Here is a 25,787-nt window from a genome sequence, read left to right on the forward strand (position 1 = left end):
CGCACCGCAACCTTTGGTGCAGCTTCCGCGCACAATGTGGCGACCGTCACAGCGCAGGCCCGCCAGCCTACGCTACGTAGTGGGTGAGGGAAGGGCGGTTGCCGGTTCCCGGGCGGAATATCGACAGGGGACAGAGCAGATGCCGATCACTTCGACCATCCGAATCACCGGCAGCGTTGGTGCCAATGGGCGCAATGTTGCTGCTGACGTAAAGCTGGTACAACAACGTCTCAACGACCTGTCGCGTCCGCCGCTTGCCAAACTGATCGTTGATGGTTTGGTCGGTCCAAAGACCAAGACCCTTATCGCGGATTTCCAAACCAAGGTTCTTGGCCTGCGCACGCCTGACTCCCGTGTCGATCCCAATGGGCGGACGCTGGCTGCACTCAATAACGCCCAGTCTGAAAACCTTTGGGCGGGGCAGGGTGCGCCGTCGGCGGGAGCGGGTGGCCTCACTGGCCTGAACCCGATGCAGCAGCAGCGCTATCAACAGTTGATGGATGAACTCAAAAGGCGTCCTGATACCACGCGGGCGCAGCAGTTTCTGGTCTTTGCCAAAGATAATCGCATCGACACAATCAAGATAATGCTCAATGGGCAAGGTGCCCTGCAATATCTGGTTGAGGCGTTTTTAGGGATTAATACGGCCCTGAGAGTATTCTCACCAGCAGAGATACTCAAGATACTCACCGATCCTAAAATTCCGATTGATGATGCTTTGCGAGTCATGGCATCATTCAAGGATGCAACAAGACTTGTGAATGCACTGAAATCTCTCGCTGAGATTGCGCTGGTCATCCAGGTCATTGTTACTGCAATCGTTGCCCTTAAGCATTTTCGTGCCGGGAATTATGGCGCTGGATTTGGTGAAATCTATTCGACTGCAATGGCCGCTGCGGTCCCTGTTGCAGGCTTCCTGAATGCGATCCAAGGCTTGATCGTCGCGCTCAATCCAAGCATCGCCAGTAATCCGAATTTTGGCGTAGCGTTCCGATATCTGTTGGCGATCGATCCAATCGGCGCAGGGACCGTGGCGGTCGACACTTATGTCACTTTCACTAAAGCCTACCTCACGGCACTTTACACCGGCAAGATCAACACGAGCGACTTCACCAAGCTGATCGACCGTATGCGCGCCAGCCCGATGAAATTCTGGGTCGATATTGGTGAGAGCATGGCCGAGTGGGAAGCGGAAAAGTTCGGTGATTGGTATCGCCGCAACATCCTGGACAGACTCTGAGAGGGCTCGTCTTCTGGTGCGGTCACATGTGCCGATAGACGGCGCGTTCATGGCTGAAGCATTTGAAGCCGAACACGCCGTGATAGCTGCCCATGCCGCTGGTGTTCACGCCGCCGAAGGGCAGGTTGTTTTCGAGATAGTGCGAGAACACGCCGTTTACCGTCACGCCGCCTGAGGACGTACGCGCCAGCACCTGTTCGATGTTCGCATCATCCTTGCTGTAGACATAGAGCGCCAGCGGCTTGTCGCGCGCTTCAATGTAGCCGATGGCCTGATCGAGCGTTTCGTAAGTCATGACCGGGATGACGGGGGCGAAGATTTCGTCCTGCATGATGGTCATCTGCGGCGTGACATCGGTGAGCATGGTGGGGTGGACGGTCAGGTCATCCGCCTCGAACGTGCCGCCTGCAGCCACGGTTGCGCCTTTGGCCACGGCATCATCGAACATGGCCTTGACGCGGTTGAAATTGGCCTGATTGACGATCTGGGCGATGCCGTCCTTCTTCAACTGACCGGAATCGTCATAGAGGTTCTTCTGAACGTTGGCGCGGAACCCTTCGACCAGTGCGGCCTTCTGGTCTTCCTTCACGAACACATAGTCCGGGCTGATGCAGGCTTGGCCACCGTTGAACTGTTTGGCATTGGCCAGTTGGGCGGCGACCAGATCAATGTCGGCGCTGTCGTCCACGATCACCGGAGATTTCCCGCCCAATTCGAGCGCAACGCTGGTCAGATGCTTTGCTGCCGCTGCCATCACGATCTTGCCTACGCGCGGGCTGCCGGTGAAAAAGATGTGGTGGAAGGGCAGATCGAGCAGCGCCGTTGCCACAGAGACATCGCCTTCGAACAGGGCGACGTCCTTTTCATCGAACGCCTCCTTGATGATCGTGGCAGCGACCTTGGCCGTGGCGGGGCAAAGGTCTGTCAGTTTCACGATGCAGGTATTGCCCGCAGCCACAGCCGCAGCGACCGGGCCGAGCGCCAGGCCCAGCGGGAAGTTCCAAGGGCCGAGGATCAGGCACACGCCGCGGGCTTCATAGAGAATCTGCGCGCGGTCTGCCGGGTTCATCGAAGTGGCGACTTCGACCGGCTTCATCCAATCATCCAGATTGTCGATATTGCGTTGCACGTTGCCTATAACATTCAGCACCTCGGTCACGCGGATTTCACCCACCGGTTTGCGCGTGTCTTCGAGCACGGCGGCGATGATATCGTCGGCGTGTGCTTCTACAGCGGCTTTCAGCTTGGCCAGCTTGGCCTTACGGACGGCTGCTGACGATGCCTTGGCTTCCCACATATGCGCCTGTTGCAAGGCAAAGACGCGGGCGATTTCAGCCGAGAGGTCTTTAGCGGTCGGGACGGTGTCGGTCATCGGTGAGGCATCCTGCTTGACGGTATATTTGTTAGCACAACTAACAACTATACCGCAGGATGGCAACGCTCTGCCATTGGTTTCCCGGTGCCTTTGCGCAGCGTGGAATGTGTCTTCCTCGCCCTATTCCGCCGCTTGCCGCGCCAGATGCCATTCCGGCGCATCATCGAGAGCTGAAAGTCTGGCCCACTCTTGCTGCATGTAATCGCGGGTCATCGGCAAGGCGCTGCGCCTCTTCACGCTCTGGATATGGAAATTGACCATGCCACCATGGCGGAAGCTCTGTTCTGCACCGGCCAGATAGAACTGCCACATGCGGAAGAGGCGTTCGTCATAGAGCGCCACTATTTCTTCGCGGTGCATCGTGGTGCGGCGATACCATTCGGCCAGCGTATAGGCGTAATGATAGCGCAGCACTTCGATATCGCCGATTTCCCAGCCGGTCTTTTCCAGCGCCGCCACAAGCTCGCTCATCGCCGGAATATAGCCGCCGGGGAAGATGTATTTGCGCGTCCACTTGTCCGTGCCGCCCGGCGGGCCTTTGCGCCCGATGGTGTGGGTCAGCATAATGCCATCAGGATCGAGAAGGTCATTGGTCTTGGCAAAGTATTCGCCAAAATTGGGTGCGCCGACATGTTCGATCATCCCTACACTGGTGATCCGGTCAAACTGTCCTTGCACGTCACGGTAGTCGATCAACTCGAACTTCACCTTGTCGGCCACTCCAGCCTCCTCAGCGCGTTCGTTCGCAAATTTCACCTGATCGGGGGCGAGCGAAACGCCCAGCACTTCGCAACCGAAATGGCGGTTAAGATAGAGACCGAGCCCGCCCCAGCCGCAGCCGATATCCAGCACCCGCATGCCAGCGCCCTGACCTGGATCGAGCCGCAGTTTCGAGGCAATCAAAGCCTTTTTGTCAATCTGAGCACGTTCCAGCGTGTTGGCCGGATCGCGGAAGTAGGCCATTGTATATTGGCGGTCCTCATCCAGAAACTGTTCGTAGAACTGGCGAGACAGATCGTAATGGTGAACGACGTTTTTTGACGCTTGCGCGCGCTGGTTGACTTGATCGAGGCGAGACAGGAGTTTGCCAGCCGCCTTGCGCAGGGGGCCCTTGCTGTCAATCCCGCCAGCGCTGTTGGCATTGCCCATGACGAACAACACGAAATCGCGGACGTCGTGAGGTGGTTCGATCACCATCCGGCCATCCATATAGACCTCTCCGGCACCGACCCGCGGATCGCGGGCGATGTGCATCGCGGCCCCCTTGTCGGTAAAGCGGATGGTCAGCGGAGCGGCGGAAGGTTCACCATAAGTGTATTCCTTGCCATCAAAATCGATGATGTCGAGCCGACCTTTGCGGATCAGCCGGGCGAGCATTTTATCAAGCAACCACATGTGTTCAGACTATGCCAACAGCCGCATGTCGCAAGAGATAAATGTCGGCTTTCGTGATCCTTCGTGCGCAAGGGGGCCATTTCGGAGGCGTTTATCACGACCGGGGCTTTGCGGCCCCGGTCGTGCAATTGGCTTTCTCCTGCTCAGCGGCAGCGGCCACCACTGCGTTCGATTTCGCGACCGAGCAGTGCGCCACCGGCGGCGCCCAGCAGCGTGCCGAGTGTGCGGTCGCCACGAGTATCGATCGTGCGGCCAATCAGTGCGCCACCGACGCCGCCGATGACAAGACCTGTCGTGCCGTTGTTGCGCTTGCAGTAATAACGCCCGTCGCGGCCCCGCCACACCTGATCGTTCTGGCTGATCCGCCGCGGCTGCACGTAGCGTCCACGGCTGTCATAAGCGCGGTCATGTTTGGCATGGTGCTTCCCCTTGGCGTTTGACCAATGCGGAGGATCAGCAAGGGCAGGCGCCGCAGGAATCGCCATGGCTGTCAGCACGGCTGCGATGATGGCTTTTTTCATTGGATGCTCCATGTGGAATTTTTGTGTCTGATCATGAATTTGGTGTCAGAGCAGCAAAGGTCGCGGTCTGATCCACAACGCTGGATGAACGCATCGTTGGAATGCCGGTTTCACGGCCAAGCGGTAGGATATCGCGTTGGGTTGATGGACCCGGACAGAAAGAATCCGTTTTCCTACACTAACCGTTATGGTTATCTGTCTCGGTCGATTGTTCCACAATCCAAATGGAGACATCGATGCCCAATCCTGAAGTCACCTTTCCCGCCCGGTTTGCGTCGGTCAGCGCGCTGGCATACGCCAAGCCTGATGGGTCGGCCGAAGTCGTAACGCTGGACAAGCCGCTGCCCGTTTCAGGCTCCGCGCTTGCCTTTGCCCAGCCTGATGGTTCGCCTCAGCCAGTCTCTGGCACTGCGCCACTGCCGGTGGCGCCTTCGGCTTTGCCTGAAGGGTCAGCGCACATCGGCAACGTGTTTGTCGACGATGTGGCCGATGGCCTGATCGTGAACGGGACCACCACTTCGGCTGCTGTTGTCGTGACGAGTTCGCTGGCAGGTTTTGGTGGAGGATCGTTTCAGGTTGTCACGCAAGGATCAGGCTGCACGGTCGTTTATGAACAGTCGAATGATGGGGTCAACTGGCTGGTCTTGCCGGTCATTCCGGTGAACGGTTCGACCACGACGCCGACCACAAACTCTACTAACGTTGGCATATTCGCCTTCGCATCAAGCGCTGGCCAAGTGCGCGCCCGTGTTTCTGTCTATGGCAGCGGCACGGTGGCCATGGTGCTGGTTTTGAAGCGCCGTCCGTTGAACGTCGTTGGCACTTCGCTGGCGGGCGGCAGTTCCTCAATCGGCAACGTCAATGTGACGGGAACAGTGAACACCAACAACGGCTTTACCGATAGTACAACGGCACTTGCAGCGGCAGGAGCGTTTACCGGTTCGGGCAGGGCAAACTCTGGTGCCCAGTTCAGCTTTTTTGCGGCCACCGCCTTTGCCGATGTCGCAGGAACGCTCCTAATCGAACAATCGCTCGACAATGGTTCGACATATCAGGTCATCGCAACAGGCGTTGTTGCGGCCGGTGGGGCGCAGCAAATGACGGTCCGGCTCACCGGCACTTTCACAGGCACAACGCTGTACCGCGTCCGGTACGTGAACGGCGCGGCGGCACAAGGCGTGTTTCGTTTGTCCTCGGCGTTTTCGGCCCGCTAAGGGGAGCGGTTCCGTTCAATAGTTCCACTGCACTTGCGCGCGGACCACGTCGCCTTCAGCGCGGCCGGTCCGCCGCTCGTCAGCTTCGTTGCGCTTCACGTTGGAATAGCTGACCGAGATTTCCAGCTCCTTCATGGGGAGCCATTCGACGCCGGCTTCATATTCATCAGTTTCAAGCCGAGGCGCATTGGTCGCCGATTTCCACCCGCCGCGATACTTCTGCCAACGGGCGAAGGGGATGATCTGTCCCACAGGGGTTTCGGGCACGCGATACATGGCCATGACATAGCCACCCGTGGCACGCTGAGAGCGGACTGCGCCCAGCGCCGGATCCCATTGCGGAGCTTTGCCGAACGTCCATTCGGCCTGAATGCCGAAGGGCGCGGGGTAGATCATGCCGTGCAAGTTCACATGGTTGTCGTCAAACGAGACGGCAGATACGCCGCCTGACCGCAGTTCGGGGCGGAACTGATTGCGCATGGCGGTGACCCCGAATTCGGCCACTTGTCCATCCAGGCCGATTCCATCGAGCTGGAAGGGCATCGTGGCCATGGCTACGGTCATCAAGCCGCCGTTGCGTTCGATGCGATTGATGCCTTGGCCGTTATAGGCAGCAAGGGCGAAAGCTCCGTAATTGCCGAACAGCTTCTGACCGTCCTTGGCAAGTTCATCCCAGATCTTCTGAATCTTGGGGGGCGTGTAATAAAGCACGACGCCCAGATCGCGCTCACCGGGTACTGGCGCATTGATCGCATCGGTTCGATCCAAAGGCACGCGGTTCGACGAGCTTTGAAGGTTTTCCCAGCCATAGGGCACCTTCGACTGACCAAAGCGCACTTTGAGTGTCTTGGCCTTGTCGAGGAAGACGTCGGCATAGGCATCGCGCATCTGGAAGAAGTGCTGGCGCGGTTCGGTGCCTGACTGGTTGCTGACTGCCGCAGCCATATCGCCCTGCATATACAGGGAAACGCGGTCGGAAATGTCGCCTTGCACGACCAAGCGGGCACGGCGGAGCGAGAAGTTGCCGTTTTCGTTGATGCCGCTGTCCTGCACTGAGCGGAGGCGCGAAATCCCTGCGGGCGCAGACTTTGGCCCGCTGACGATTTCGTTCATGCGCATCTGCGTGTAGCCGCGGATCATCAGCTTTTCGTGCCAGGCCTTCTTCTTGGGTTCCGGCGTAGAAGCGAGTGCTGCGGGTGCGGCAGCCAACTGAGCGGTTTGTGCCGTTATGGTAGGTGCGGTTGATGATGCTGCTGGTGGGGAGGCGGCTGAGGCCTGTGCCAAGCCAGTTGCAGGGACCGCCGCTGCAACCGTTGCGCTCTGCTGGACTTGCTGCATTGCGCGTACGATGGCTTTGAGTTCATCGACTTGGCGCTGAAGATCGGCGATTTTTGCGTCGGCATCCTGCGGCGCGGATTGGGCTTGCGCGGCGCTTGCTGCGCCTACGAAAACGGTTGCTGCCAGAGCTGCCCGGAAGGCCCTGCTGCGTGATCCGCCGTTCATTTTTCCGAAATTCCTCAAGCTGCGTCTGTATGCACTGGCGCTGCCGCTAGAGTGCTAAAGTGACGGATATATGACATTCAATTGACGTTATTCTCGGTCGTTTCATAGCTCGGCTCCCAACATGCTGTTGTAAAATATCCAGAAACCTAAAGTTACAAAACCGTGTCTCTTGTCAGAAAAATGACGTTTTTCTGAAAAATTCGCATTGGATCGGTGCCGATGATCCTGCACCAGCGGCTGGCGTGACTCGCGCGTGATCACCTGCTAACGGCGCTTCGGTGCACATCGCACCGCTCCTTAACAAAGACCGACATGACTGACCTTTCGCTGATCCGCAACTTTTCGATCATTGCACATATCGACCATGGCAAATCCACGCTGGCCGACCGCCTGATTCAGCACACGGGGGGCCTGTCGGCGCGTGAAATGTCCGAGCAGGTGCTCGACAACATGGACATCGAAAAAGAGCGCGGTATCACCATCAAAGCGCAAACCGTGCGGCTGGACTATACCGCCAAGGACGGGCGCACTTATCAGTTGAACCTGATGGACACGCCCGGGCACGTGGACTTTGCCTATGAAGTAAGCCGCAGCCTTGCCGCGTGTGAAGGCGCGCTGCTGGTGGTTGATGCAGCGCAAGGCGTGGAAGCGCAGACGCTGGCCAACGTATATCAGTCGATCGAGCATGATCACGAGATCGTGCCGGTCATCAACAAGATCGATCTGCCCGCTGCCGAGCCGGAAAAGGTGCGCGCCGAAATCGAGGACATCATCGGCATCGACGCGAGCAACGCGGTGATGACCAGTGCCAAATCGGGCATCGGCATCGAGGAAGTGCTTGATGCGGTGGTGGAGCGCATCCCGCCTCCCGGCGGGGATCGTAACGCCCCGTTGACCGCGATGCTGGTCGATTCATGGTACGACCAATACCTTGGCGTGGTGATCCTTGTGCGCGTGATCAACGGTGTGATCCGCAAGGGTCTGCAGGTAAAGTTCATGGCCGGCGGGACCGAGCATCTGATTGATCGCGTGGGCTGTATGCGCCCCAAAATTGAGACGCTGGACGAACTGGGGCCGGGCGAAATCGGCTTCATCACCGCGCAGATCAAGGAAGTGGCCCAGGCCCGCGTCGGTGACACGATCACTACGGTGAAGAATGGCGCAACCAAGGCGCTGCCGGGCTTCAAGGAAGTGCAGCCGGTGGTGTTTTGCGGCATCTTCCCGGTCGATGCGGCCGAGTTTGAAAAGCTGCGCGAAAGCATCAGCCGGTTGCGCCTGAACGATGCCAGCTTCAGCTTTGAAATGGAATCGAGCGCGGCGCTGGGCTTCGGCTTCCGCTGCGGGTTTCTTGGCCTGCTGCATTTGGAGATCATTCAGGAGCGGCTGACTCGCGAATATGACCTTGACCTGATCACGACCGCGCCGTCGGTGGTCTACCGCATCCAGCTGAACAAAAGCCGCACCGATGATGCGCGCGAGATCATGCTGCACAACCCGGCGGACTATCCCGATCCCAGCCGCATTGCGCAGATTGATGAGCCGTGGATCAAGGGCACGATCTACACGCCTGACGAGTATCTCGGCTCGATCCTCAAGCTGTGTCAGGACCGGCGCGGTATTCAGACCGGGCTGACTTATGTGGGCGGACGCGCGCAAGTGACCTACGAACTCCCGCTCAACGAAGTGGTGTTCGATTTTTATGATCGGTTGAAGTCCATCAGCCGTGGTTATGCCTCATTCGATTACGAACAAATCGGGCTGCGTGAGGGTGACCTTGTGAAGATGAGCATCATGGTCAACAATGAACCGGTCGATGCGCTTTCGATGATCGTCCATCGCGGTGTGGCCGAAACACGCGGCCGTCACATGTGCGAGCGACTGAAGGACCTGATCCCGCGCCACCTGTTCAAGATCCCGGTGCAAGCTGCCATCGGCGGCAAAGTGATCGCACGCGAAACCATCGCTGCAATGCGCAAGGATGTGACCGCGAAATGTTATGGCGGCGACATCAGCCGCAAGAAGAAACTGCTCGACAAACAGAAGAAGGGCAAGGCGCGGATGCGTGAGTACGGCAACGTCTCGATCCCACAGGAAGCCTTCATTGCGGCACTGCGGATGGGCGAGGAATAAGCAACCGCGCGATGCACACCCAATCATGAAAAACCCGCCGGATTGCTTTCCGGCGGGTTTTTTCGTTTCAGCGGGCGCCTTGTGGGCCCTTGCGATGCGGTTTGCCTTGCGGGCGCGCACCGGCCGGGTGAGGGCGGTTTGGAGGGCGGCGCTCGTCGCTACCCGGCCCTTGGCTGCGAGGCCCATCGTGACGGGGGCCGTTTTGGCGTGGTCCGTCATGACGGGGTGCCTCTCGGCGATTGTCGCGGGCCACTTCGCGCGGACCTTCGGGTGCGGCTTCGATGTGGATGCCGTTTTCGTCCTCACCCTTGGGATCGGCGGTGCGGCGTACCGCATCGGCGAAGCGGTCGGCAATGGCGCGCGGCACCTGGAACCAGGTGTCGTTCGGCGTGATGCGGATGGCACCGATTTCTTGACGCGAGACGTGGCCGCGGCGACACAGCGTGGGCAGGATCCAGCGCGGATCGGCGTTCTGGCGGCGGCCCACATCCATGCGGAACCATACCACATCGTCAAAGCCAGGGCGGTGCGCGGCCTGCTTGCGGCCATCATCGCCGCTACCTGAAAGCAGCTCTTCCGGCTGGGGCAGGGCGGCGCGATGCGCGCGGACCAATGCTGCGGCAAGATCTTCGGCGCTGCGCTGTTCAAGCAGAATGCGCGCGATTTCCAGATCGGCTTCGTCGGTTTCCACCGGCGCGAGGATGGTTTCGAGCAGGCGTTCGCGGTCCTGCGCGCGTATGGCTTCGGGAGTCGGCACTTCGCCCCATTCGGCGTTGATCTTCGCCCCACGCAGCATCATTTCCACGCGGCGGCGGCGCGGGAATGGCACGATGATCACAGCCGTGCCCTTCTTGCCCGCACGCCCGGTACGGCCTGACCGATGCTGCAACGTTTCGGCATCGCGCGGAATTTCCACGTGGACCACAAGGCTGAGCGAAGGCAGGTCGATGCCGCGCGCGGCAACGTCGGTCGCCACGCAAACGCGGGCACGGCGGTCGCGAAGGGCCTGCAAGGCGTTGTTACGCTCAGACTGGCTATGCTCGCCCGAAAGCGCAACGGCAGTGAACCCGCGCTCGATCAGCGTGGCATGCAGGCGGCGCACGTTGTCGCGCGTGGCGCAGAACAGCATGGCGGTTTCAGCTTCATGGAAGCGCAGCAGGTTCACCACGGCAGCTTCGATTTCGGCAGGAGCGACGGCAATCGCGCGATAGGCGATGTCGCCATGCCCGCGATTTTCGCCCACGGTCGAAATGCGCAGTGCATTTTGCTGATAACGCTTGGCCAGCGCCTCGATCGGCTTTGGCATCGTGGCCGAAAACAGCAAGGTGCGACGGTTGGCCGGCGTTGCATCCAGCAGTTCTTCAAGGTCTTCACGAAAGCCCATGTCGAGCATTTCGTCGGCTTCATCGAGCACAACACAGGCCAGCGCTGAAAGGTCAAGCGCGCCACGTTCGTGATGATCACGCAGGCGGCCGGGCGTGCCCACCACGATATGCGCGCCGTTCTGCAGCATGCGGCGTTCGCGCGATGGGTCCATGCCGCCAACGCAAGTGGCGATGCGCGCCTTAGTGGGGGCGTAGAGCCATTCGAGCTCACGGCTGACCTGCAGCGCCAGTTCGCGCGTTGGCGCAATCACCAGCGCCAGGGGGGCGGTAGCAAAGGGCAGTGCGCTGTCATCGCTGATCAGCTCGTTGGCGATGGCAAGGCCGAAGGCCACGGTCTTGCCCGAGCCAGTCTGCGCCGAAACGACCAGATCGCGCCCCTTTGCTTCGGGTTCGGAAACAGCAGTCTGGACCGGGGTCAGCGCGGTGTAGCCATGCGCTTCGAGAGCCTGCGCAAGCGGGCTGGGGAGGTGTGAAAAAGTCATCGTCAAATTCGCCATTCCTGCCGCGTGGGCGGCATTTCGCAAAGTGTTGGGCCTATCGGCTTGGTTCCGGGGCACTATTCAGGCCGAATTGCCTTCGGTCGAATCGCCCCCGGTTGAATCGCCAAAGCCCGTTCCCACACAGTGCACGGCGATACCTGTGGCGCGGCCCTTACACAGGTTTTTCCGTTTTGGCGCATATTTCTTTTGCGAAACGCTCACTTGATTAGGGACACTAACATATGTGATGATGGCAAAAGCCCAAAAACAGGGCGTGGAGAGGCCGATGACCGAACTTGCAGAACCCCATGCTATTGAAGATTCCGCGCGCCGCGCGCCCGCGCTGATCCGCTACCTCGGGCCGGGCGAATATGTGACGCGGCGCTATGTGTCGCAAGGCGCCGAGATGAACACCGGCGACTACTTCGACTATGCCAGCGAAGTGCGCGATGGCATGCCGATCCGCGATCATTTTTCGCTGGATGTCCATGGGTTCACGCTGGGCAAACACCGCTCTGCCATTGCTGATTTTCATGAAAAGGCTGCGGTAGATGCCAGCTATCTGCAAGAGGTTGAAGCGCTGGTAACCCGGCTGTGCGGAGCCACGCGCACAGCGGCGCAAGGCTGGATGATCCGCACATCGGCCGATCTTTCCGCCCGCGCCAAGCAAAAAGTCGAAGGGTATCAGCATTCCGGCGGCATCCAGCCACCTGCCGGTGAAGCGCATGTCGATTACAACGAGATTACCGGGCGCAGAGCGGCGGCGCGCGTCTATCAGGACCGCTTTCCCGATGGTCCGGGCTACAGCCGCTACATTTGCTTCTCACTCTGGCGCACATTCTCACCCGGCCCGCAGGACTGGCCGCTGGCCGTGTGTGACGGGCGCACCGTGCAAGACGAGGAGACGGCATCGAACACGCTGTTCGTGGTTGATGAATTTCCCACCGGCGATGCGCTGACAGCACCTGTCGAAGGCGAAGACCAGATGATTGCGGCCACGATCTTCCGGCATCGGGACCGCCACCGCTGGTGGTATTTCTCGAACATGCAGGCCGATGATGTGCTGCTTTTCAAGTTTCAGGACAGCGACCATTCCGTAACCTGGCGTTGCCCGCACACGGCGTTCCACGATACCAGCCTGCCCGAAGCCCAAACCCGCGAAAGCATCGAGGTGCGCTGTATAGCGTACTTCGAATAGCGAACTTGAACCATGAGGGCGGTTGACGCGCGCGCCGTTTGACGACAGGCAGCCGGGCATGAATGACCCTCGCCATTTTCGCAACGTTCTGGGCACCTGGCCTACGGGTGTCTGTGTGATCACTTCGGTCGATCCTGACGGTACCCGTCATGGATTGGTGGTTGGGTCGTTCACATCGATCTCGCTGGATCCCCCACTGGTCGGCTTTTTCCCTGACAAGCGATCCAGCACCTGGCCGAAGATTCAGGCAGGTGGCCGATTTTGCGTGAACGTGCTGGGTTCACGGCAACTGGAGTTGTGCAAGCGCTTTGCCGCGCGGGCGGACGACAAATTTGCCGAACTGGCACACGGCCATACGCCTTCGGGGCAGCCGCTGCTGGAAGATGCGCTGGCGTGGATTGATTGTACGGTCGAGCGTGTCGAAGATATTGGCGATCACTTGCTTGTCGTGGGTGCGGTCGAAGCGATGGATCGTAGTGAACATGGCACGCCGTTGCTGTTTTTCCGTGGCCAATACCATGATGTGACTGATCTGCCCGAGGTCTAAGCGAAGAAAATCTACAATTGACGCGCCATTTTCGGGCATTTTGATTTTCGTCAACGTTCGGTTGGGCAAGGGCGGTTAAGTAGGTTTTCGACATGGCCGGTCGGTAGTTTCTACCACTACCCGCCCGCCGCGTCGATTTCTCCCCAACTTGGGCGGTCGCAAGGCCGCCCTGTTTTTTGCCTTGTATTTGCGCATTCTCGCCACGTCATGGGGAATTGCCCCGGCCTGCGATGGGTGGTAGCGTTCAACACATGGCTTCTTGCGATACTTGCGTCGTCCGCAACCGCGCTATTTGCGCAGGGTTGAACAATCTTGAACTCGAAACGCTCAATGCAATTGGACGTCGCCGGAATGTGACGGCGGGGGAATCGCTTATCTGGGAAGATGACGATTCGCTGCTTGTGGCCAATGTCATCGAAGGCGTGCTCAAGCTAACTACCAGCACCGAAGATGGGCGTGAACAGATTGTTGGCGTGGCCTATCCATCGGATTTCATAGGCCGCCCGTTCGGCCAGACAAGCAGCGCCAGCGTCGTTGCGCTGACAGACGCACGGGTCTGTGTGTTTTCCCGCAACGATTTTGATAGATATGCGCGCGAACACCCCGAACTTGAGCACAAGCTGCTGGAACGCACGCTGGCTGAGTTGGACCGCACCCGGTCATGGATGATGCTGCTGGGCCGGAAAAATGCGACCGAGAAGATCGCAACCTTCCTGCTCGAAATGTCCGATCGGCTCACAGATACTGGATGCACCGCAACCATAGGCCCGGCGCAACGGTTCTCATTGCCGTTCTCGCGGCAACAAGTGGCTGATGTTCTCGGTTTGACGATCGAGACTGTCAGCCGCCAGTTCACAAGGCTTAAGAACGAGCGGGTGATAGAGCTACCCTCGCGTCGTGAGGTAGAGATACTTGATCGTCGTGCTTTGATTTCTTTGGCCGGGTAACTGGCCAAGACCCTGTACCTTCGTGCAGGGTGTGAGGCCTAGGTTTTGATAAAATAAGATAAAATTTGGTTTCCGGTTCAGCAACATTTCCTGACGGATACTGATGTGGTTCAAAGCATTGCCACTTCTGAAGTCGCCGTCGCGATCAGGAGGTGTTTTGTGTCGCAGCCCGATATTACAGATCATGAACACGAGAAGACCATGGTGCTTCGGGCCAGCCTGGCCCTGTTTGCCTTTGGCTTGATGGTGCTGGGCTACCTTGTTGCGATTGGCCATGCTGACTGGTTCGTCTTGCGCCCGGTATCCACAGCTTCGGCTGCGATGTCTCAGGCTGCCACGAATTCGGGCGACAAATTTCAGGATTTCCAGCGCCAGAAGCGTACAGATTCAAAAGCGCTTGAGCAGATGTTCGCTCACGAATTCGGAAACGGGGCGTGATTGTAAGGCCGATACCGTCCTTTAAAACGGTGGTGCGCGAAGTCTGGCTGCCGTTGACTGTTCTGTTTGTCTGGGACGTGATTGTCACGGCCGTCTACTTCATCCTGCCTTTCCGTGCGCCCGAACTGCCTTTGACCTTGTTTGGCACCGCAGTGGCGCTGTTTCTCGGGTTCCGCAGCAATTCCGCCTACCAACGATGGTGGGAAGGGCGGGGCTTGTGGGGTTTGATGATCAACGCCAGCCGCAATCTGGGTCGTGCCACGCGCAATTTTCTGCCCGATCCTGATGCTGCAGCTTTCAAGCGTGACATCGTTTTTCGCCAGATTGCCTATGTCAACGCGCTGCGCTGCCAATTGCGGCGGCAGCCACTCGATGATGCAACGCTAAGCTATATTGCCAAAGCCGATGCGCAAATCACGATCAGCCGCAGTAATACCGCCAATGGCCTGCTTGATGGCACTGGTCGGTGTATTGACGATGCGCGCCGAGAAGGCTGGATTGACACGATTCAGCAGACCGCGATGGAAAGCGTGTTGGTCGATATTGCCAATGCGCAAGGGGGCATGGAGCGCCTGAAAAACACGCCGCTGCCCAATCACTTCCGCTTTTTTCCGATGCTGTTTGTGCATCTATTCTGCGTTCTCTTGCCTTTTGGGTTGGTAGAAACGCTGGGCTTTGCCACGCCATTGGGATCGACAATCGCTGGTTTGATGTTCCTTGCAGTGCTCGCGATCGGCGATGATCTGGTCGATCCCTTTGCCAACACCGTCCATGATCTGCCGCTTTGCGCCATGTGCCGGACGATCGAGATCGATCTGCTGGAATCGGTCGGACTCGAAGCACCTGCACCCATGGTCGCCGATCGCAAGGGCATTCTGTGGTAGTGATCAACGGGTAACGGGCAGGAACGCGCCGAGGTGATCCCAGAACCTCGTCGTGTCCTGCCCGCCGTCCCCGGCATCCGGCGCGCGTGGGGGGGGCCGGATTGCCTGAGATTTCGTCAGAGGTGCTTCCATCAGAAGCGATAACTGATCCCCGCGCTCAGCACCCACGGATCAAGCGAGTGCTTGGTGGTCAGGACTTCGGCATTTCCTGCAAAGAAATGCGCGGTCGTATCCATGAAGTACTTCTTGGCATCGAGACTCAGGCCCAGGCCCTTGTCGTTGACGGGGATGTCGATGCCGGCCTGCACGGCAAAGCCCACGTTGTCAGACATCCGCACTTTGGTCACGCCAAGCGGTGTTACGCTGCTGCCTGGCTTTTCGCCGAAGATCAGGAACATGGCGGGGCCTGCGCCAACGTAAGGCTTGATCCCGCCTTTGAGCGGCACATGATATTTCAGCGTCAGCGTTGCCGGGAGGATCATCACATGGTCAACGATATCGGTGGCAGGCGCCAGCGTGCCGGTGCCGCTGACCCCGTGTGTGGTGAAGCAGCAGATCGTTTCAGCCGAAATGTTCGGCGTAAAGAAATACTCCACGGCCAGAGTTGGCACATAGTTGTCATTGGCTTTGGTATTTGCGCCGACTGTCAGGCTAAGCGGATCGTTCTTTACGTCCACGATATTGCCATCGGGCAGCACGGCTGTGCCCAGCACCTTGATCTGCAGTTTGCCATCTGACGAACCAGCAAAGGCCTGTCCCGGAGCCAGCAGCGCAGCAGCGGTGGCCAGAACGGGGAGGGCGGCGGAGATCAGCTTCTTCATTGCTCTTGTCCTGCACCACGGCTGGCCAACCCCTCGTTGGCTCAAGCTCGTTCCGTGGCTTGAACAGGCTGATGCACCGCGGAAAATCGCCGAACATTGACGAAGCGCAAAAAGCGCAAACCCCAACCTACGACCAAAGTATAATGGGCGATTTCCGATAATTGACCGGGGTCAATGTTCCTTCCTCGATGCAGGTGCAGCGCGGCATCAACATCACTCATGGAAGGAAGGCTCCATGGTTTCTGCACTATCGCGCTCGAGCCTTTGGCTCTTGTCGCTGCTCATTGCCGTTGTCGCTTATGCTGCTGCTGTCGATACCGGCTTTGCAATTCACATGTTCATCGTTGCTCTTGCCTGCATAATCGGGCTGGTCGTCACCCTGCGCGGGGTCGATCTGTCCAAGGCCATTCTGGCGCCCGATCAGGGCCGGTACGATGATGACCCGATCCGCTGGGGCGTGATAGCAACCGTGTTCTGGGGCATGGCCGGATTCCTTGCAGGACTCGTTATCGCGCTGCAACTGGCGCTGCCGGTCCTGAACTTGGGGCTCGAATGGACCGCGTTCGGACGCTTGCGCCCGCTGCATACTTCTGCGGTCATTTTCGCATTCGGAGGCAACGCGCTGATCGCCACGTCGTTCTACGTCGTGCAGCGCACTTGCCGGGCGAGGCTGGCCTTCCCCGGCCTCGCCCGCTTTGTGTTCTGGGGCTACCAGCTGTTCATCGTGCTGGCAGCCACCGGCTATGTCCTTGGCATTACGCAGGCGAAAGAATACGCCGAGCCGGAATGGTACGTTGATCTGTGGCTGACCGTTGTGTGGGTGGCCTATCTCGCGGTTTTTGTCGGCACGCTCGTAAAGCGCAAAGAGCCGCACATCTACGTGGCCAATTGGTTCTACCTGTCGTTCATCATCACCGTGGCGATGCTGCACATCGTCAACAACCTCAACTGGCCGGTCAGCTTCACCGGCAGCCGCAGCTATCCGATCTTTGCAGGCGTGCAGGGCGCGCTGGTGCAGTGGTGGTATGGCCACAACGCCGTGGGCTTCTTCCTCACCGCCGGCTTCCTGGCGATGATGTACTACTTTGTGCCCAAGCAGGCCGAACGCCCTGTGTTCTCGTATCGCCTGTCGATCATCCACTTCTGGGCGCTGATCTTCCTCTATATCTGGGCAGGCCCGCACCACCTCCACTACACCGCGCTTCCTGACTGGGCGCAGACGCTGGGCATGGTGTTCTCGATCATGCTGTGGATGCCCAGCTGGGGCGGCATGATCAACGGGTTGATGACGCTGAACGGCGCATGGGACAAGGTCCGCACCGACCCGATCATCCGCATGATGGTGATGGCGCTGGCCTTCTATGGTATGAGCACGTTCGAAGGCCCGATGATGTCGATCAAGTCGGTCAACAGCCTGTCGCACTATACCGACTGGACGATTGGCCACGTGCATTCAGGCGCGCTCGGCTGGAACGGCATGATCACGTTCGCAAGCGTCTACTATCTCGTGCCGCGCCTGTGGAACCGCTCGCGGCTGTACAGCTTGCGCATGGTCAACTGGCACTTCTGGCTCGCGACCGTGGGCATCGTTTTCTACGCATCCTCGATGTGGGTGGCGGGCATCACGCAAGGTCTGATGTGGCGCGAATATGGCGCCGACGGATACCTGGTGAACAGCTTCGTCGAAACGGTCGCTGCGCTGAAGCCGATGTACTTCCTGCGCGCTTTTGGCGGATTTCTGTACCTCACCGGAGCCGTCATCATGACGATCAACGTGTGGCGCACGATCCTGGGCCACCTGCGCCAAGAAGCGCCAATGGCAGACACCGCCTTTGATCCCGAAAAGGACCGCCCCGTCATTCATGCCGCTCCCGTAGCCGCCTGAACCTGACGCTAAGGCAAGGAACACAGCCATGACTACCATCGTGGAAAAACATAAGAAGCTTGAACGCAACGTCACCCTGCTGGGCGTCGCCGCCTTTGTGGCGGTGATCATCGGCGGGATCGTGGAAATCGCCCCGCTGTTCTGGATCGACAACACGATCGAGAAGGTGGAGGGGATGCGTCCCTACACCCCGCTCGAACAGGCCGGGCGTGACATCTACATCCGCGAAGGCTGCTACAACTGCCACAGCCAGATGATCCGCCCCTTCCGGGACGAGGTTGAGCGCTATGGCCACTACAGCCTCGCCGCGGAATCGATGTACGATCATCCGTTCCAGTGGGGATCAAAGCGCACCGGGCCAGACCTTGCCCGCGTAGGGATGCGCTATTCGGATGAATGGCAGGTCCAGCATCTGAAAGACCCGCGTGCGCTGGTGCCGGAATCGATCATGCCGGGCTATGCGCACCTCGCCGAGCATGACCTCAATATGGGCGACATGACCGCGACGCTGCGCACGCTCTACCAGATCGGCGTTCCCTATTCGCAAGACGATATCGCCAAGGCCAACGACGACCTGAAAACGCAGGCCGATCCGACCGCCGACGCAACCGATCTGCAAAAGCGCTACCCCAAGGCGCAAGTCCGCGACTTTGACGGGGACCCTGCTCGGTTGACCGAGATGGATGCGCTGGTCGCCTATCTGCAGATGCTGGGCACGCTGGTCGATGTGAACGCGCCTGCCGCGCAGGAAGCTCTGGCCAAGGAGAAGGGCCGGTGAGCGATCATTCGACATACGAGGTGCTGCGGCATCTGGCTGACAGCTGGGGTCTACTGCTGATGACGGCGATTTTCGTGGGGCTGAGCGCGTGGCCATTCCGCCCTGGTGCCAAGCCGCTCAACCGCGAAGCTGCCACTTCGATCTTCAAGGACGAAAGCGATGTCTAAACCACGCTTGGATGATGCGACCGGCGTTGAAACCGTCGGTCACGAATGGGACGGTATCGAGGAGTTGAACAATCCACTGCCGCGCTGGTGGCTCTGGTCGTTCTATGCCTGCATCGTGTTCGCGATTGGCTATAGCGTGGTCTATCCCGCGATACCGCTGCGCAACACGGCCACCGCTGGCACGTTCGGCTGGTCCAGCCGCGGTGATCTGGCCAAGGAAATGAAGGCTGAAGCGGCGCGCACCGCCGGGCTGATGGCCGAGCTTGGCAATGCCTCGATCGAACAGATCGCAACCGATCCCCGCCTGCGCCGCGCCGCGATTGACGGGGGACGCGCCGCGTTCAAGGTCAACTGTATCCAGTGTCACGGCAATGGTGCAGCGGGCAGCGTCGGTTACCCGAACCTCAACGATGATGACTGGCTGTGGGGCGGCGATGCGGCCACCATACACAACACCCTCGTCAACGGCATTCGACAGCCGGGCAATGACGCAACCTTGATGAGCCAGATGCCGGCCTTTGGCCGCGATGGCATTCTGACCTCCGATCAGGTGCAGAGCGTGGTGAGCCACGTGCGTGTGCTGGCGGGCGAGGACAAGGCCAATGCTTCGGCCCAGCAGGGCGCGCAGCTCTATGCCGATAACTGCGCCGTCTGCCACGGTGCTGCAGGCGAGGGCAATCGCACCGTGGGCGCACCGCGCCTGAACGATGCGATCTGGCTCTATGGCGGCAGCCGCGCTGCGCTGACCCAGACCATCACCAACGCCCGTTATGGCGTGATGCCATCATGGGGCAACCGGCTCGATCCGGTCACGGTCAAGATGCTCGCCACATACGTCCATTCGCTGGGCGGCGGCGAAGAAGCACCTACGCCCGAACCGACACGCGAAGCGGTTGCAGCAGCCCCGGCCGCCGCAACCAAGTAAGCCAATCAAGGACACACGGTCATGACTGCGCACGATCCCAAACTCAGCGCGGACCATTCAAACGAAATCAACCTCTATGCCAAGCGCAAAGGGGTGTTTCCGAAAGCCGTTGATGGCGCTTTCCGGCGCTTCAAGTGGCTGGTCATGGCCGTGTGCCTTCTGATCTACTGGGGCACGCCGTGGATCCGTTGGGATCGCGGCGCTTATGCCCCGGATCAGGCAGTGCTGATTGATCTGGGCAACCGCCGCTTCTTCATGTTCGACATCGAAATCTGGCCGCATGAATTCTATTTTGTGGCGGGGTTGCTGATCATGGCAGGCATCGGCCTGTTCCTCGTCACCTCGGCCGTGGGTCGCGCCTGGTGCGGCTATGCCTGTCCGCAGACGGTGTGGACCGATCTGTTCCAGCATGTGGACCGGCTGGTCGATGGAGACCGCAACGCGCAGGCCCGCCTGCAGAAAGCGCCGTGGGGCCCGCAGAAGATCGGTAAACGCGCGCTCAAATGGGCGCTTTATCTCACGATCAGCTTCCTCACCGGCGGCGCGTGGATCTTCTACTTTGCCGATGCGCCCACGCTCCAGCGCGAATTCTGGACCGGCACCGCCGCGCCCGTGGCCTATGCCACCACGTTTGTGCTGACCATGACCACGCTGATTTTCGGTGGTTTCATGCGCGAACAGGTGTGCATCTACATGTGTCCCTGGCCGCGCATCCAGACTGCAATGCTCGATGAAAAGAGCCTCGTCGTCACCTACAAGGACTGGCGGGGCGAGCCGCGCGGTTCGGTCAAATCGGCACTGAAAGCTGCTACCCCGCTGGGCGATTGCATCGATTGTTTGCAATGCGTGGCGGTGTGCCCCACCGGCATCGACATCCGCGAAGGGCCGCAGATCGGCTGCATCACTTGCGCGCTGTGCATTGATGCTTGTGACAAGGCAATGGCCGACGTTGGCCGTCCGCGCGGGCTGATAGATTACTGCACGCTCGACGATGCCGAACGGGAAAAGCGCGGGGAAGAATCAACTCCGCTGCTCAAGACCATCTTCCGCCCGCGCACGCTGGTTTACCTCGGCGCGTGGAGCGCCATCGGCCTTGCTTTGCTGTTCATGCTGGGCCAGCGCACCCGGCTCGATCTGTCGGTCGCCAAGGACCGGAACCCCGAATACGTGATGCTGTCCGGCGGGCAGATCCGCAATGCCTACACGCTGAAACTGCGCAACATGGAAACGCGCCCGCGTACGTTCACGGTGGCCCTCGATGGCCTCGAAGGCGGTGCGATGTTCACCGACGAGATGGATGCCGCTGGAGCACGGCGCAAGTTGAGCGTGGAAGTGCCCTCGGACACGACCAAACCGGTGCGCGTCTACGCCGTGCTGCCACGCAGTGCACAGCCTGCCGAATTCGCGTTTGTTCTGACGGCGACAGACAAGGAAGGCGGGACCGATCGCAGCGAAACCACGTTCACCACTGCCCAAGGAAACGGCCAATGACCCAGCCACGCCGTAAAGACCGCCCGTTCACCGGGCGCAAGATGGCCCTGCTGCTTGTCAGCTTCTTTGCCGTGGTGGTCGGCGTCAATATGCTGATGGCGCGCCTTGCCAGTGCGACCTTCGGCGGCGTCGTGGTTGATAACTCCTACGTCGCCAGTCAGGAGTTCAATGACTGGCTCAAACAAGCAAAGGCCGAAAAGGCCCTGGGCTGGAAACGGGTGATCGCGCGCGACGGATCGAACCGCGCTGTCATCACACTGACCGACGGGGCAGGCGGGTCGATTGCGGCTGCCAAAGTCACCGCCGTGGCCGAACATCCGCTTGGTCAGCGCCCCACCACTGCGCTTGCGCTTAATGAGGTCGCCCCCGGCACTTATGCAGCCCCGCTTGAAGCAGGTCGCTGGCGGATCAGAGTCAAAGTCGAGGCTGACGGTCGGACTTGGCGCACCATGGGTGACGTGCAATGACCGCGCCCGCCCTGAACCCCGCCCTGAACATCGCCATCCCGGACACTGCGGTCCACTCCATCCTCGCCGTCCCCGGCATGCATTGCGCCGGTTGCATGGGCAAGGTCGAACGCGCGCTAAGCGCGGTTGAAGGCGTTGCCAGCGCGCGGACCAACCTTACCGCCCGCACGGTGGAAGTGGTGCACGCCCCGCACGTGGATGCGCCCTCGCTGGTCGCTGCTCTGGCCGCCACCGGCTTTGACGCTCAACCGCGTGAGATTGCGGCGGAACCGATCTCGGCGGTCAAGCCCTTGCTCGCTCCCCTCGGCGTTGCAGCCTTTGCCTGCATGAACGTGATGCTGATGTCGGTCAGCGTCTGGTCCGGCGCCGATGGCAGCACGCGGTCGCTGTTCCACTGGATCTCAGCGCTGATAGGCGTGCCCGCCATCGTCTATGCAGGCCGCCCGTTCTTTGCCTCGGCGTGGAAAGTTCTGCGCCACGGCAAGACCAACATGGACGTCCCGATCTCCATCGGCGTGACCATCGCAACATCCCTGTCGTTCTACGAAACCATCATTGGCGGGGCCGAGGCATGGTTCGATGGCGTGCTGATGCTGCTGATGTTCCTGCTGGCAGGCCGCGTGCTCGATGCGATGATGCGTGATCGCGCGCGTTCGGGGGTCGATGCGCTGCTGCGGCAGGTGGCTACGGGCACCATGGTCGTCGCGGCTGATGGCGCCACCCGCTGGCTGGAAACCAAGGCGCTGCAACCGGGCATGCTGATGCGCGTCGCCGCCGGAGAGCGCCTTGCCGCCGATGGTGAAGTGCTGCGCGGGCAAACCCGGTTCGATATGTCGCTGCTGACCGGCGAAAGCGCGCCGGTGCCCGCCGGGCCGGGAACGCTGGTCCACGCCGGAACGCTCAATATCGAAGCCCCCGTCGACGTGCGCGTGACGGCCAGCGGGCAGGATACCGCGCTGTCCGAAATCGCCCGCCTGATGGAAGTGGCCGGCCAATCGCGGTCCAAATACGTCCGCATCGCAGACCGCGCCGCGCGGCTCTATGCGCCTGCGGTTCACACGCTGGCGGCGCTGACCTTTGCCGGGTGGATGCTGGCAGGTGCTGGCTGGTATCAGTCGCTGGTTATCGCGATTGCCGTTCTGATCATCACCTGCCCATGCGCGCTGGGCCTTGCCGTGCCGGTGGCGCAAGTCGTGGCGGCAGGCGCGCTGCTGAAAAAAGGCGTGCTGGTAAAAGATGGCTCTGCACTGGAACGCATGGCCGAAATCGACCGCATCCTGATCGATAAGACTGGCACGCTCACACTGGGCCGCCCGGTGCCAGATGACGTGGCGCTTGGCGCGCTGTCGGCAGCGCAGGCCTCGGTCGCACTCGCGCTGGCCAGCCACAGCCGCCATCCGCTCTCGCTCGGCCTCGTGCAAGCGCTAGGCGCAAGGGGCATCCGGGCCGCATCGCTTGAAGATGTGCAGGAAGAAGCAGGGCAGGGCGTGACCGCGCGCTGGAATGGCCTGGCAGTTGCCCTCGGGCGTCCAGCTTCGGCCCAGGGCATGGCCACGGCTTTGCGGATTCAGGGCGATGCCGTGCGCCTGATCCCTTTTGCCGATCGTCTGCGGCCCGATGCCGAAGCTGCGCTCGCCCGGCTAGCAGTGCTCGGCGTCGAAGCCTCGATCCTCTCTGGTGATTCCGTCCCCGCAGTGGCTGCCATCGCGCGCACTACCGGGCTTACGGCACAAGCCGCTGCATCGCCGCTGGAAAAGCAGGAAGCGATCCAGCGGTTGCAGCACGCCGGTCGCAAAGTGATGATGGCAGGCGATGGGCTGAACGATGGCCCGGCGCTGGCCGCTGCCCATGCCTCCATCGCACCGGGTTCGGCCAGCGATGTCGGGCGGCAGGCGGCGGACATGGTGTTCACCGCAGATTCGCTGCTCGCCATCCCGCGCGCGATCCGCGTTGCGCGCAAGACCATGCAGGTGGTGCGACAGAACTTTGTGCTGGCCATAGGGTACAATGTGCTGGCGGTGCCGCTGGCCATCCTCGGCCATGTCACCCCGCTGATTGCCGCGATTGCCATGTCCACCAGCTCGCTGATCGTCGTGGCCAATTCGCTGCGCCTTGCCGGAGAAGCCAAATGAACGGTGTTGCCTTCATGCTCCCCATCGCGCTGGGTATGGGTTTGTTCGGGCTGGCCTCGTTCTTCTGGGCGCTCAAACGTGGGCAGTTCGGCGATCTGGATGGCGCAGCAGCGCGCATCCTGATTGATGAGGAGGACCTGCCATGAACAGCCGCGCATTGCGCCTGCTCGCCCCGCTGGCGGTGTTGCAAATGGCCGCGCCCGGCCCCGCCAATGCTTCGATCATCATGGTCGCATCGTGCGGCGGAAGCGGGGGCATGGTGCCGCTGCGTGTGCCGCAAAACGATGATGGCAGCAAAAATCTGCCCTGCTGCAAAGTTTGTCATATCGCAATGCGCAAGCGCGCATTGGCCGATAGCTGTTGTGATGATGGGGATGAAGGCCCCGAACGCAAATAGGACCGATCCCATGGCAGCTGATGTGATAACCGCAAACGGCACGACCGCCTCTGAACGCTTCGGAGGCTGGACATACTGGCCCGAACTGCTCGAACAGCCCGTCCCGCGCTATACCAGTTACCCCACAGCTGCTGAATTCGTTGAAGAAAGTTTCGAAGAGCGCCAGCGCACGGCTCTGCGCGCCCTGCGCGGCACGGTCTCGCTCTATCTGCATATCCCCTATTGCCGCGAAATCTGCTGGTATTGCGGTTGCAACACAGGTGCCGCCAACAAGACTCAGCGCCTTGCCGCCTATCTTGAGGCCCTGCATCATGAGGTTGAGCTGGTTGCGCACAACCTGCACCCTTCGGTCAAAGTCTCGCGCATTGCGTTTGGTGGCGGCAGTCCTAACGCGATCAAACCCACCGATTTCGTGCGATTGATAGATTGTCTGACGTTAAACTTCCGGCTTGATAAACCGGTGCTGTCAATCGAACTCGATCCGCGCACGCTGGAGCCGGACTGGTTCAGAGCAATCCGCGGCATCGGTGTGATCAAGGCCAGCCTTGGCGTCCAGACACTCGATCCGCGCGTGCAAGAAGCCATCGGCCGGGTCCAACCGCGTGACATGATCGCGCGCGCCACCGATGGCCTGCGCGGGGCAGGGGTCAGCTCGATCAACTTTGATCTGATGTACGGCCTGCCTTTTCAGACCGATGCGATTCTGGCTGACACGCTTGACCATTCGATTGCCATGGGGGCCGATCGTGTCGCGCTGTTCGGCTATGCGCATGTGCCCCACGTAATTCCCCGCCAGCAACGCATCGATGCCAGCGAACTGCCCGATCAGCGCGCCCGCTTTCGCATGGCCGCACAAGGCTATGCCCAGTTGGGCGCGGCAGGGTATCAGCCAGTCGGCTTCGATCATTTTGCCCTGCCGGGTGATGATCTCGCCATCGCCGCCCGCACCGGCACCCTGCGCCGCAATTTTCAGGGCTTTACCGATGACCAATCGCCAGTGCTGATCGGCCTTGGCGCATCGTCGATCAGCGAATTTCCCGATCTGTTCGTCCAGACCGAAAAGAACGCGGGCCGCTATCGCATGCTCATCGGCGCAGGCCAGCTTCCGGGCCGCAAGGGCGTGGTCCGTTCCGCCGAAGATCTTCGGCGCGGGCAAGTCATCACCGATCTGCTCTGCCGGGGCAGGGCAGTGGTGCCCGCAGACCTGCTGGCCACCAACCGCGACCGGATTGCCCCCTTCCTCACGCGCGGTCTGGCCCGGCTGGATGACAGCGTGCTGACGCTCGAAACGGGCTCGGAGCCCTATGCCCGCTCGGTCGCTGCCGTGTTCGATGGCTATCGTCTGGGGGCCCGCCGGTTCAGCTCTGCTGTCTGAAGAATAGCTATGCACCCGGTTATCGCAGGTGCACATTAAGTCTAACTCGCGTTAAGCCCGCATCCACACAGGATTTGCGCGCGCCTTGCGCGC

Annotated in this window: 25 protein-coding genes; 18 read left to right on the plus strand and 7 right to left on the minus strand. The window is 60.2% G+C overall.

Annotated features, from left to right (window positions below):
• The first annotated feature begins 139 nt into the window (after positions 1-139).
• The gene (locus AC2A1F_RS04005; RefSeq protein WP_484207458.1) at positions 140-1,240 is read left to right on the plus strand and encodes a peptidoglycan-binding domain-containing protein; all 1,101 of its coding nucleotides are present in this window, start codon (positions 140-142) and stop codon (positions 1,238-1,240) included.
• A 22-nt stretch (positions 1,241-1,262) separates the two neighbouring features.
• On the opposite strand, the gene AC2A1F_RS04010 is transcribed toward AC2A1F_RS04005, so the two are convergent.
• The 3 genes from AC2A1F_RS04010 to AC2A1F_RS04020 form a co-directional block, all read right to left on the minus strand.
• Entirely contained in the window at positions 1,263-2,612 is a 1,350-nt protein-coding gene (locus AC2A1F_RS04010; RefSeq protein ID WP_484207459.1) for an aldehyde dehydrogenase family protein, read from the minus strand.
• 123 nt (positions 2,613-2,735) lie between these two features.
• Positions 2,736-4,010 (minus strand): class I SAM-dependent methyltransferase, encoded by a 1,275-nt coding sequence (locus AC2A1F_RS04015; RefSeq protein ID WP_484207460.1) that lies wholly within the window; start codon positions 4,008-4,010, stop codon positions 2,736-2,738.
• Between the two features lie 143 nt (positions 4,011-4,153).
• Positions 4,154-4,531, minus strand: a complete 378-nt coding sequence (locus AC2A1F_RS04020) for a glycine zipper 2TM domain-containing protein (RefSeq protein ID WP_484207461.1) — start codon at positions 4,529-4,531, stop codon at positions 4,154-4,156.
• Between the two features lie 236 nt (positions 4,532-4,767).
• On the opposite strand from AC2A1F_RS04020, the gene AC2A1F_RS04025 reads away from it, so the two are divergent.
• Positions 4,768-5,745, plus strand: coding sequence for a hypothetical protein (locus AC2A1F_RS04025; protein ID WP_484207462.1), 978 nt, complete (start codon positions 4,768-4,770; stop codon positions 5,743-5,745).
• A 15-nt stretch (positions 5,746-5,760) separates the two neighbouring features.
• Here the strand turns inward: AC2A1F_RS04025 and AC2A1F_RS04030 are convergent, their stop codons facing one another.
• Positions 5,761-7,248: a porin gene (locus AC2A1F_RS04030; protein WP_484207463.1), complete on the minus strand. Its 1,488-nt coding sequence runs from the start codon at positions 7,246-7,248 to the stop codon at positions 5,761-5,763.
• A 312-nt stretch (positions 7,249-7,560) separates the two neighbouring features.
• On the opposite strand from AC2A1F_RS04030, the gene lepA reads away from it, so the two are divergent.
• Complete coding sequence (gene lepA, locus AC2A1F_RS04035) at positions 7,561-9,378, plus strand: translation elongation factor 4 (RefSeq protein WP_484207464.1); 1,818 nt, start codon at positions 7,561-7,563, stop codon at positions 9,376-9,378.
• A 67-nt stretch (positions 9,379-9,445) separates the two neighbouring features.
• Here the strand turns inward: lepA and AC2A1F_RS04040 are convergent, their stop codons facing one another.
• Positions 9,446-11,245: a DEAD/DEAH box helicase gene (locus AC2A1F_RS04040; protein ID WP_484207465.1), complete on the minus strand. Its 1,800-nt coding sequence runs from the start codon at positions 11,243-11,245 to the stop codon at positions 9,446-9,448.
• 283 nt (positions 11,246-11,528) lie between these two features.
• Between AC2A1F_RS04040 and AC2A1F_RS04045 the strand changes: the two genes are divergently transcribed.
• The 5 genes from AC2A1F_RS04045 (at position 11,529) to AC2A1F_RS04065 (ending at position 15,256) form a co-directional block, all read left to right on the plus strand.
• Positions 11,529-12,440 carry a CmcJ/NvfI family oxidoreductase gene (locus AC2A1F_RS04045; RefSeq protein ID WP_484207466.1) on the plus strand — a complete coding sequence of 304 codons (912 nt, stop codon included), beginning with the start codon at positions 11,529-11,531 and terminating at the stop codon, positions 12,438-12,440.
• A 58-nt stretch (positions 12,441-12,498) separates the two neighbouring features.
• Positions 12,499-12,987: a flavin reductase family protein gene (locus tag AC2A1F_RS04050; protein WP_484207467.1), complete on the plus strand. Its 489-nt coding sequence runs from the start codon at positions 12,499-12,501 to the stop codon at positions 12,985-12,987.
• A 251-nt stretch (positions 12,988-13,238) separates the two neighbouring features.
• A complete protein-coding gene (locus AC2A1F_RS04055; RefSeq protein WP_484207468.1) occupies positions 13,239-13,934 on the plus strand; it encodes a Crp/Fnr family transcriptional regulator in 696 nt (231 codons plus the stop codon).
• Positions 13,935-14,039: 105 nt separating this feature from the next.
• Positions 14,040-14,372, plus strand: coding sequence for a hypothetical protein (locus tag AC2A1F_RS04060; RefSeq protein WP_484207469.1), 333 nt, complete (start codon positions 14,040-14,042; stop codon positions 14,370-14,372).
• Entirely contained in the window at positions 14,369-15,256 is an 888-nt protein-coding gene (locus AC2A1F_RS04065) for a bestrophin family protein (protein WP_484207470.1), read from the plus strand. The genes AC2A1F_RS04060 and AC2A1F_RS04065 overlap by 4 nt, the downstream gene beginning before the upstream one ends.
• Before the next feature lie 131 nt (positions 15,257-15,387).
• On the opposite strand, the gene AC2A1F_RS04070 is transcribed toward AC2A1F_RS04065, so the two are convergent.
• Together AC2A1F_RS04070 and AC2A1F_RS04075 are read right to left on the minus strand one after the other, a co-directional pair.
• Positions 15,388-16,077 carry an OmpW/AlkL family protein gene (locus AC2A1F_RS04070; RefSeq protein WP_484207471.1) on the minus strand — a complete coding sequence of 230 codons (690 nt, stop codon included), beginning with the start codon at positions 16,075-16,077 and terminating at the stop codon, positions 15,388-15,390.
• 41 nt (positions 16,078-16,118) lie between these two features.
• Positions 16,119-16,298, minus strand: a complete 180-nt coding sequence (locus AC2A1F_RS04075) for a hypothetical protein (protein ID WP_484207472.1) — start codon at positions 16,296-16,298, stop codon at positions 16,119-16,121.
• A 14-nt stretch (positions 16,299-16,312) separates the two neighbouring features.
• Between AC2A1F_RS04075 and ccoN the strand changes: the two genes are divergently transcribed.
• From ccoN to hemN, 10 genes are read left to right on the plus strand one after another with little or no spacing between them, the layout of a single operon-like run.
• Positions 16,313-17,962 (plus strand): cytochrome-c oxidase, cbb3-type subunit I, encoded by a 1,650-nt coding sequence (ccoN, locus tag AC2A1F_RS04080; protein ID WP_484207473.1) that lies wholly within the window; start codon positions 16,313-16,315, stop codon positions 17,960-17,962.
• A 28-nt stretch (positions 17,963-17,990) separates the two neighbouring features.
• Positions 17,991-18,740, plus strand: a complete 750-nt coding sequence (gene ccoO / locus AC2A1F_RS04085) for a cytochrome-c oxidase, cbb3-type subunit II (RefSeq protein WP_484207474.1) — start codon at positions 17,991-17,993, stop codon at positions 18,738-18,740.
• The gene (locus AC2A1F_RS04090) at positions 18,737-18,907 is read left to right on the plus strand and encodes a cbb3-type cytochrome c oxidase subunit 3 (protein WP_484207475.1); all 171 of its coding nucleotides are present in this window, start codon (positions 18,737-18,739) and stop codon (positions 18,905-18,907) included. The genes ccoO and AC2A1F_RS04090 overlap by 4 nt, the downstream gene beginning before the upstream one ends.
• Positions 18,900-19,832, plus strand: coding sequence for a cytochrome-c oxidase, cbb3-type subunit III (gene ccoP, locus AC2A1F_RS04095; RefSeq protein WP_484207476.1), 933 nt, complete (start codon positions 18,900-18,902; stop codon positions 19,830-19,832). Before AC2A1F_RS04090 ends, ccoP begins: the two co-directional genes overlap by 8 nt.
• Positions 19,833-19,853: 21 nt before the next feature.
• A complete protein-coding gene (ccoG, locus tag AC2A1F_RS04100) occupies positions 19,854-21,323 on the plus strand; it encodes a cytochrome c oxidase accessory protein CcoG (RefSeq protein ID WP_484207477.1) in 1,470 nt (489 codons plus the stop codon).
• Positions 21,320-21,790 carry a FixH family protein gene (locus tag AC2A1F_RS04105; RefSeq protein WP_484207478.1) on the plus strand — a complete coding sequence of 157 codons (471 nt, stop codon included), beginning with the start codon at positions 21,320-21,322 and terminating at the stop codon, positions 21,788-21,790. Before ccoG ends, AC2A1F_RS04105 begins: the two co-directional genes overlap by 4 nt.
• On the plus strand, positions 21,787-23,922 hold the full coding sequence (locus tag AC2A1F_RS04110; RefSeq protein WP_484207479.1) for a heavy metal translocating P-type ATPase: 2,136 nt from the start codon (positions 21,787-21,789) through the stop codon (positions 23,920-23,922). The genes AC2A1F_RS04105 and AC2A1F_RS04110 overlap by 4 nt, the downstream gene beginning before the upstream one ends.
• Positions 23,919-24,068 carry a cbb3-type cytochrome oxidase assembly protein CcoS gene (ccoS, locus tag AC2A1F_RS04115; RefSeq protein ID WP_484207480.1) on the plus strand — a complete coding sequence of 50 codons (150 nt, stop codon included), beginning with the start codon at positions 23,919-23,921 and terminating at the stop codon, positions 24,066-24,068. Before AC2A1F_RS04110 ends, ccoS begins: the two co-directional genes overlap by 4 nt.
• The gene (locus AC2A1F_RS04120; protein ID WP_484207481.1) at positions 24,065-24,319 is read left to right on the plus strand and encodes a hypothetical protein; all 255 of its coding nucleotides are present in this window, start codon (positions 24,065-24,067) and stop codon (positions 24,317-24,319) included. Before ccoS ends, AC2A1F_RS04120 begins: the two co-directional genes overlap by 4 nt.
• Positions 24,320-24,329: 10 nt before the next feature.
• Complete coding sequence (hemN, locus tag AC2A1F_RS04125) at positions 24,330-25,694, plus strand: oxygen-independent coproporphyrinogen III oxidase (protein ID WP_484207482.1); 1,365 nt, start codon at positions 24,330-24,332, stop codon at positions 25,692-25,694.
• The last annotated feature ends 93 nt before the right edge of the window (positions 25,695-25,787 follow it).

This window comes from Novosphingobium sp. HNCC26BN242, assembly GCF_057180525.1.

What these genes read in the sequence shown, in the direction of transcription:
- AC2A1F_RS04110 (WP_484207479.1), top strand. Translation starts at nt 21,787, where the DNA reads ATGACCGCGCCCGCCCTGAACCCCGCCCTGAACATCGCCATCCCGGAC.
- hemN (WP_484207482.1), top strand. Translation starts at nt 24,330, where the DNA reads ATGGCAGCTGATGTGATAACCGCAAACGGCACGACCGCCTCTGAACGC.
- AC2A1F_RS04105 (WP_484207478.1), top strand. Translation starts at nt 21,320, where the DNA reads ATGACCCAGCCACGCCGTAAAGACCGCCCGTTCACCGGGCGCAAGATG.
- ccoS (WP_484207480.1), top strand. Translation starts at nt 23,919, where the DNA reads ATGAACGGTGTTGCCTTCATGCTCCCCATCGCGCTGGGTATGGGTTTG.
- AC2A1F_RS04055 (WP_484207468.1), top strand. Translation starts at nt 13,239, where the DNA reads ATGGCTTCTTGCGATACTTGCGTCGTCCGCAACCGCGCTATTTGCGCA.
- AC2A1F_RS04040 (WP_484207465.1), bottom strand. Translation starts at nt 11,245, where the DNA reads ATGACTTTTTCACACCTCCCCAGCCCGCTTGCGCAGGCTCTCGAAGCG.
- ccoO (WP_484207474.1), top strand. Translation starts at nt 17,991, where the DNA reads ATGACTACCATCGTGGAAAAACATAAGAAGCTTGAACGCAACGTCACC.
- AC2A1F_RS04025 (WP_484207462.1), top strand. Translation starts at nt 4,768, where the DNA reads ATGCCCAATCCTGAAGTCACCTTTCCCGCCCGGTTTGCGTCGGTCAGC.
- ccoN (WP_484207473.1), top strand. Translation starts at nt 16,313, where the DNA reads ATGGTTTCTGCACTATCGCGCTCGAGCCTTTGGCTCTTGTCGCTGCTC.
- lepA (WP_484207464.1), top strand. Translation starts at nt 7,561, where the DNA reads ATGACTGACCTTTCGCTGATCCGCAACTTTTCGATCATTGCACATATC.
- AC2A1F_RS04050 (WP_484207467.1), top strand. Translation starts at nt 12,499, where the DNA reads ATGAATGACCCTCGCCATTTTCGCAACGTTCTGGGCACCTGGCCTACG.
- AC2A1F_RS04070 (WP_484207471.1), bottom strand. Translation starts at nt 16,077, where the DNA reads ATGAAGAAGCTGATCTCCGCCGCCCTCCCCGTTCTGGCCACCGCTGCT.
- AC2A1F_RS04045 (WP_484207466.1), top strand. Translation starts at nt 11,529, where the DNA reads ATGACCGAACTTGCAGAACCCCATGCTATTGAAGATTCCGCGCGCCGC.
- AC2A1F_RS04015 (WP_484207460.1), bottom strand. Translation starts at nt 4,010, where the DNA reads ATGTGGTTGCTTGATAAAATGCTCGCCCGGCTGATCCGCAAAGGTCGG.
- AC2A1F_RS04020 (WP_484207461.1), bottom strand. Translation starts at nt 4,531, where the DNA reads ATGAAAAAAGCCATCATCGCAGCCGTGCTGACAGCCATGGCGATTCCT.
- ccoG (WP_484207477.1), top strand. Translation starts at nt 19,854, where the DNA reads ATGACTGCGCACGATCCCAAACTCAGCGCGGACCATTCAAACGAAATC.
- AC2A1F_RS04075 (WP_484207472.1), bottom strand. Translation starts at nt 16,298, where the DNA reads ATGAGTGATGTTGATGCCGCGCTGCACCTGCATCGAGGAAGGAACATT.
- AC2A1F_RS04005 (WP_484207458.1), top strand. Translation starts at nt 140, where the DNA reads ATGCCGATCACTTCGACCATCCGAATCACCGGCAGCGTTGGTGCCAAT.
- AC2A1F_RS04030 (WP_484207463.1), bottom strand. Translation starts at nt 7,248, where the DNA reads ATGAACGGCGGATCACGCAGCAGGGCCTTCCGGGCAGCTCTGGCAGCA.
- ccoP (WP_484207476.1), top strand. Translation starts at nt 18,900, where the DNA reads ATGTCTAAACCACGCTTGGATGATGCGACCGGCGTTGAAACCGTCGGT.
- AC2A1F_RS04120 (WP_484207481.1), top strand. Translation starts at nt 24,065, where the DNA reads ATGAACAGCCGCGCATTGCGCCTGCTCGCCCCGCTGGCGGTGTTGCAA.
- AC2A1F_RS04010 (WP_484207459.1), bottom strand. Translation starts at nt 2,612, where the DNA reads ATGACCGACACCGTCCCGACCGCTAAAGACCTCTCGGCTGAAATCGCC.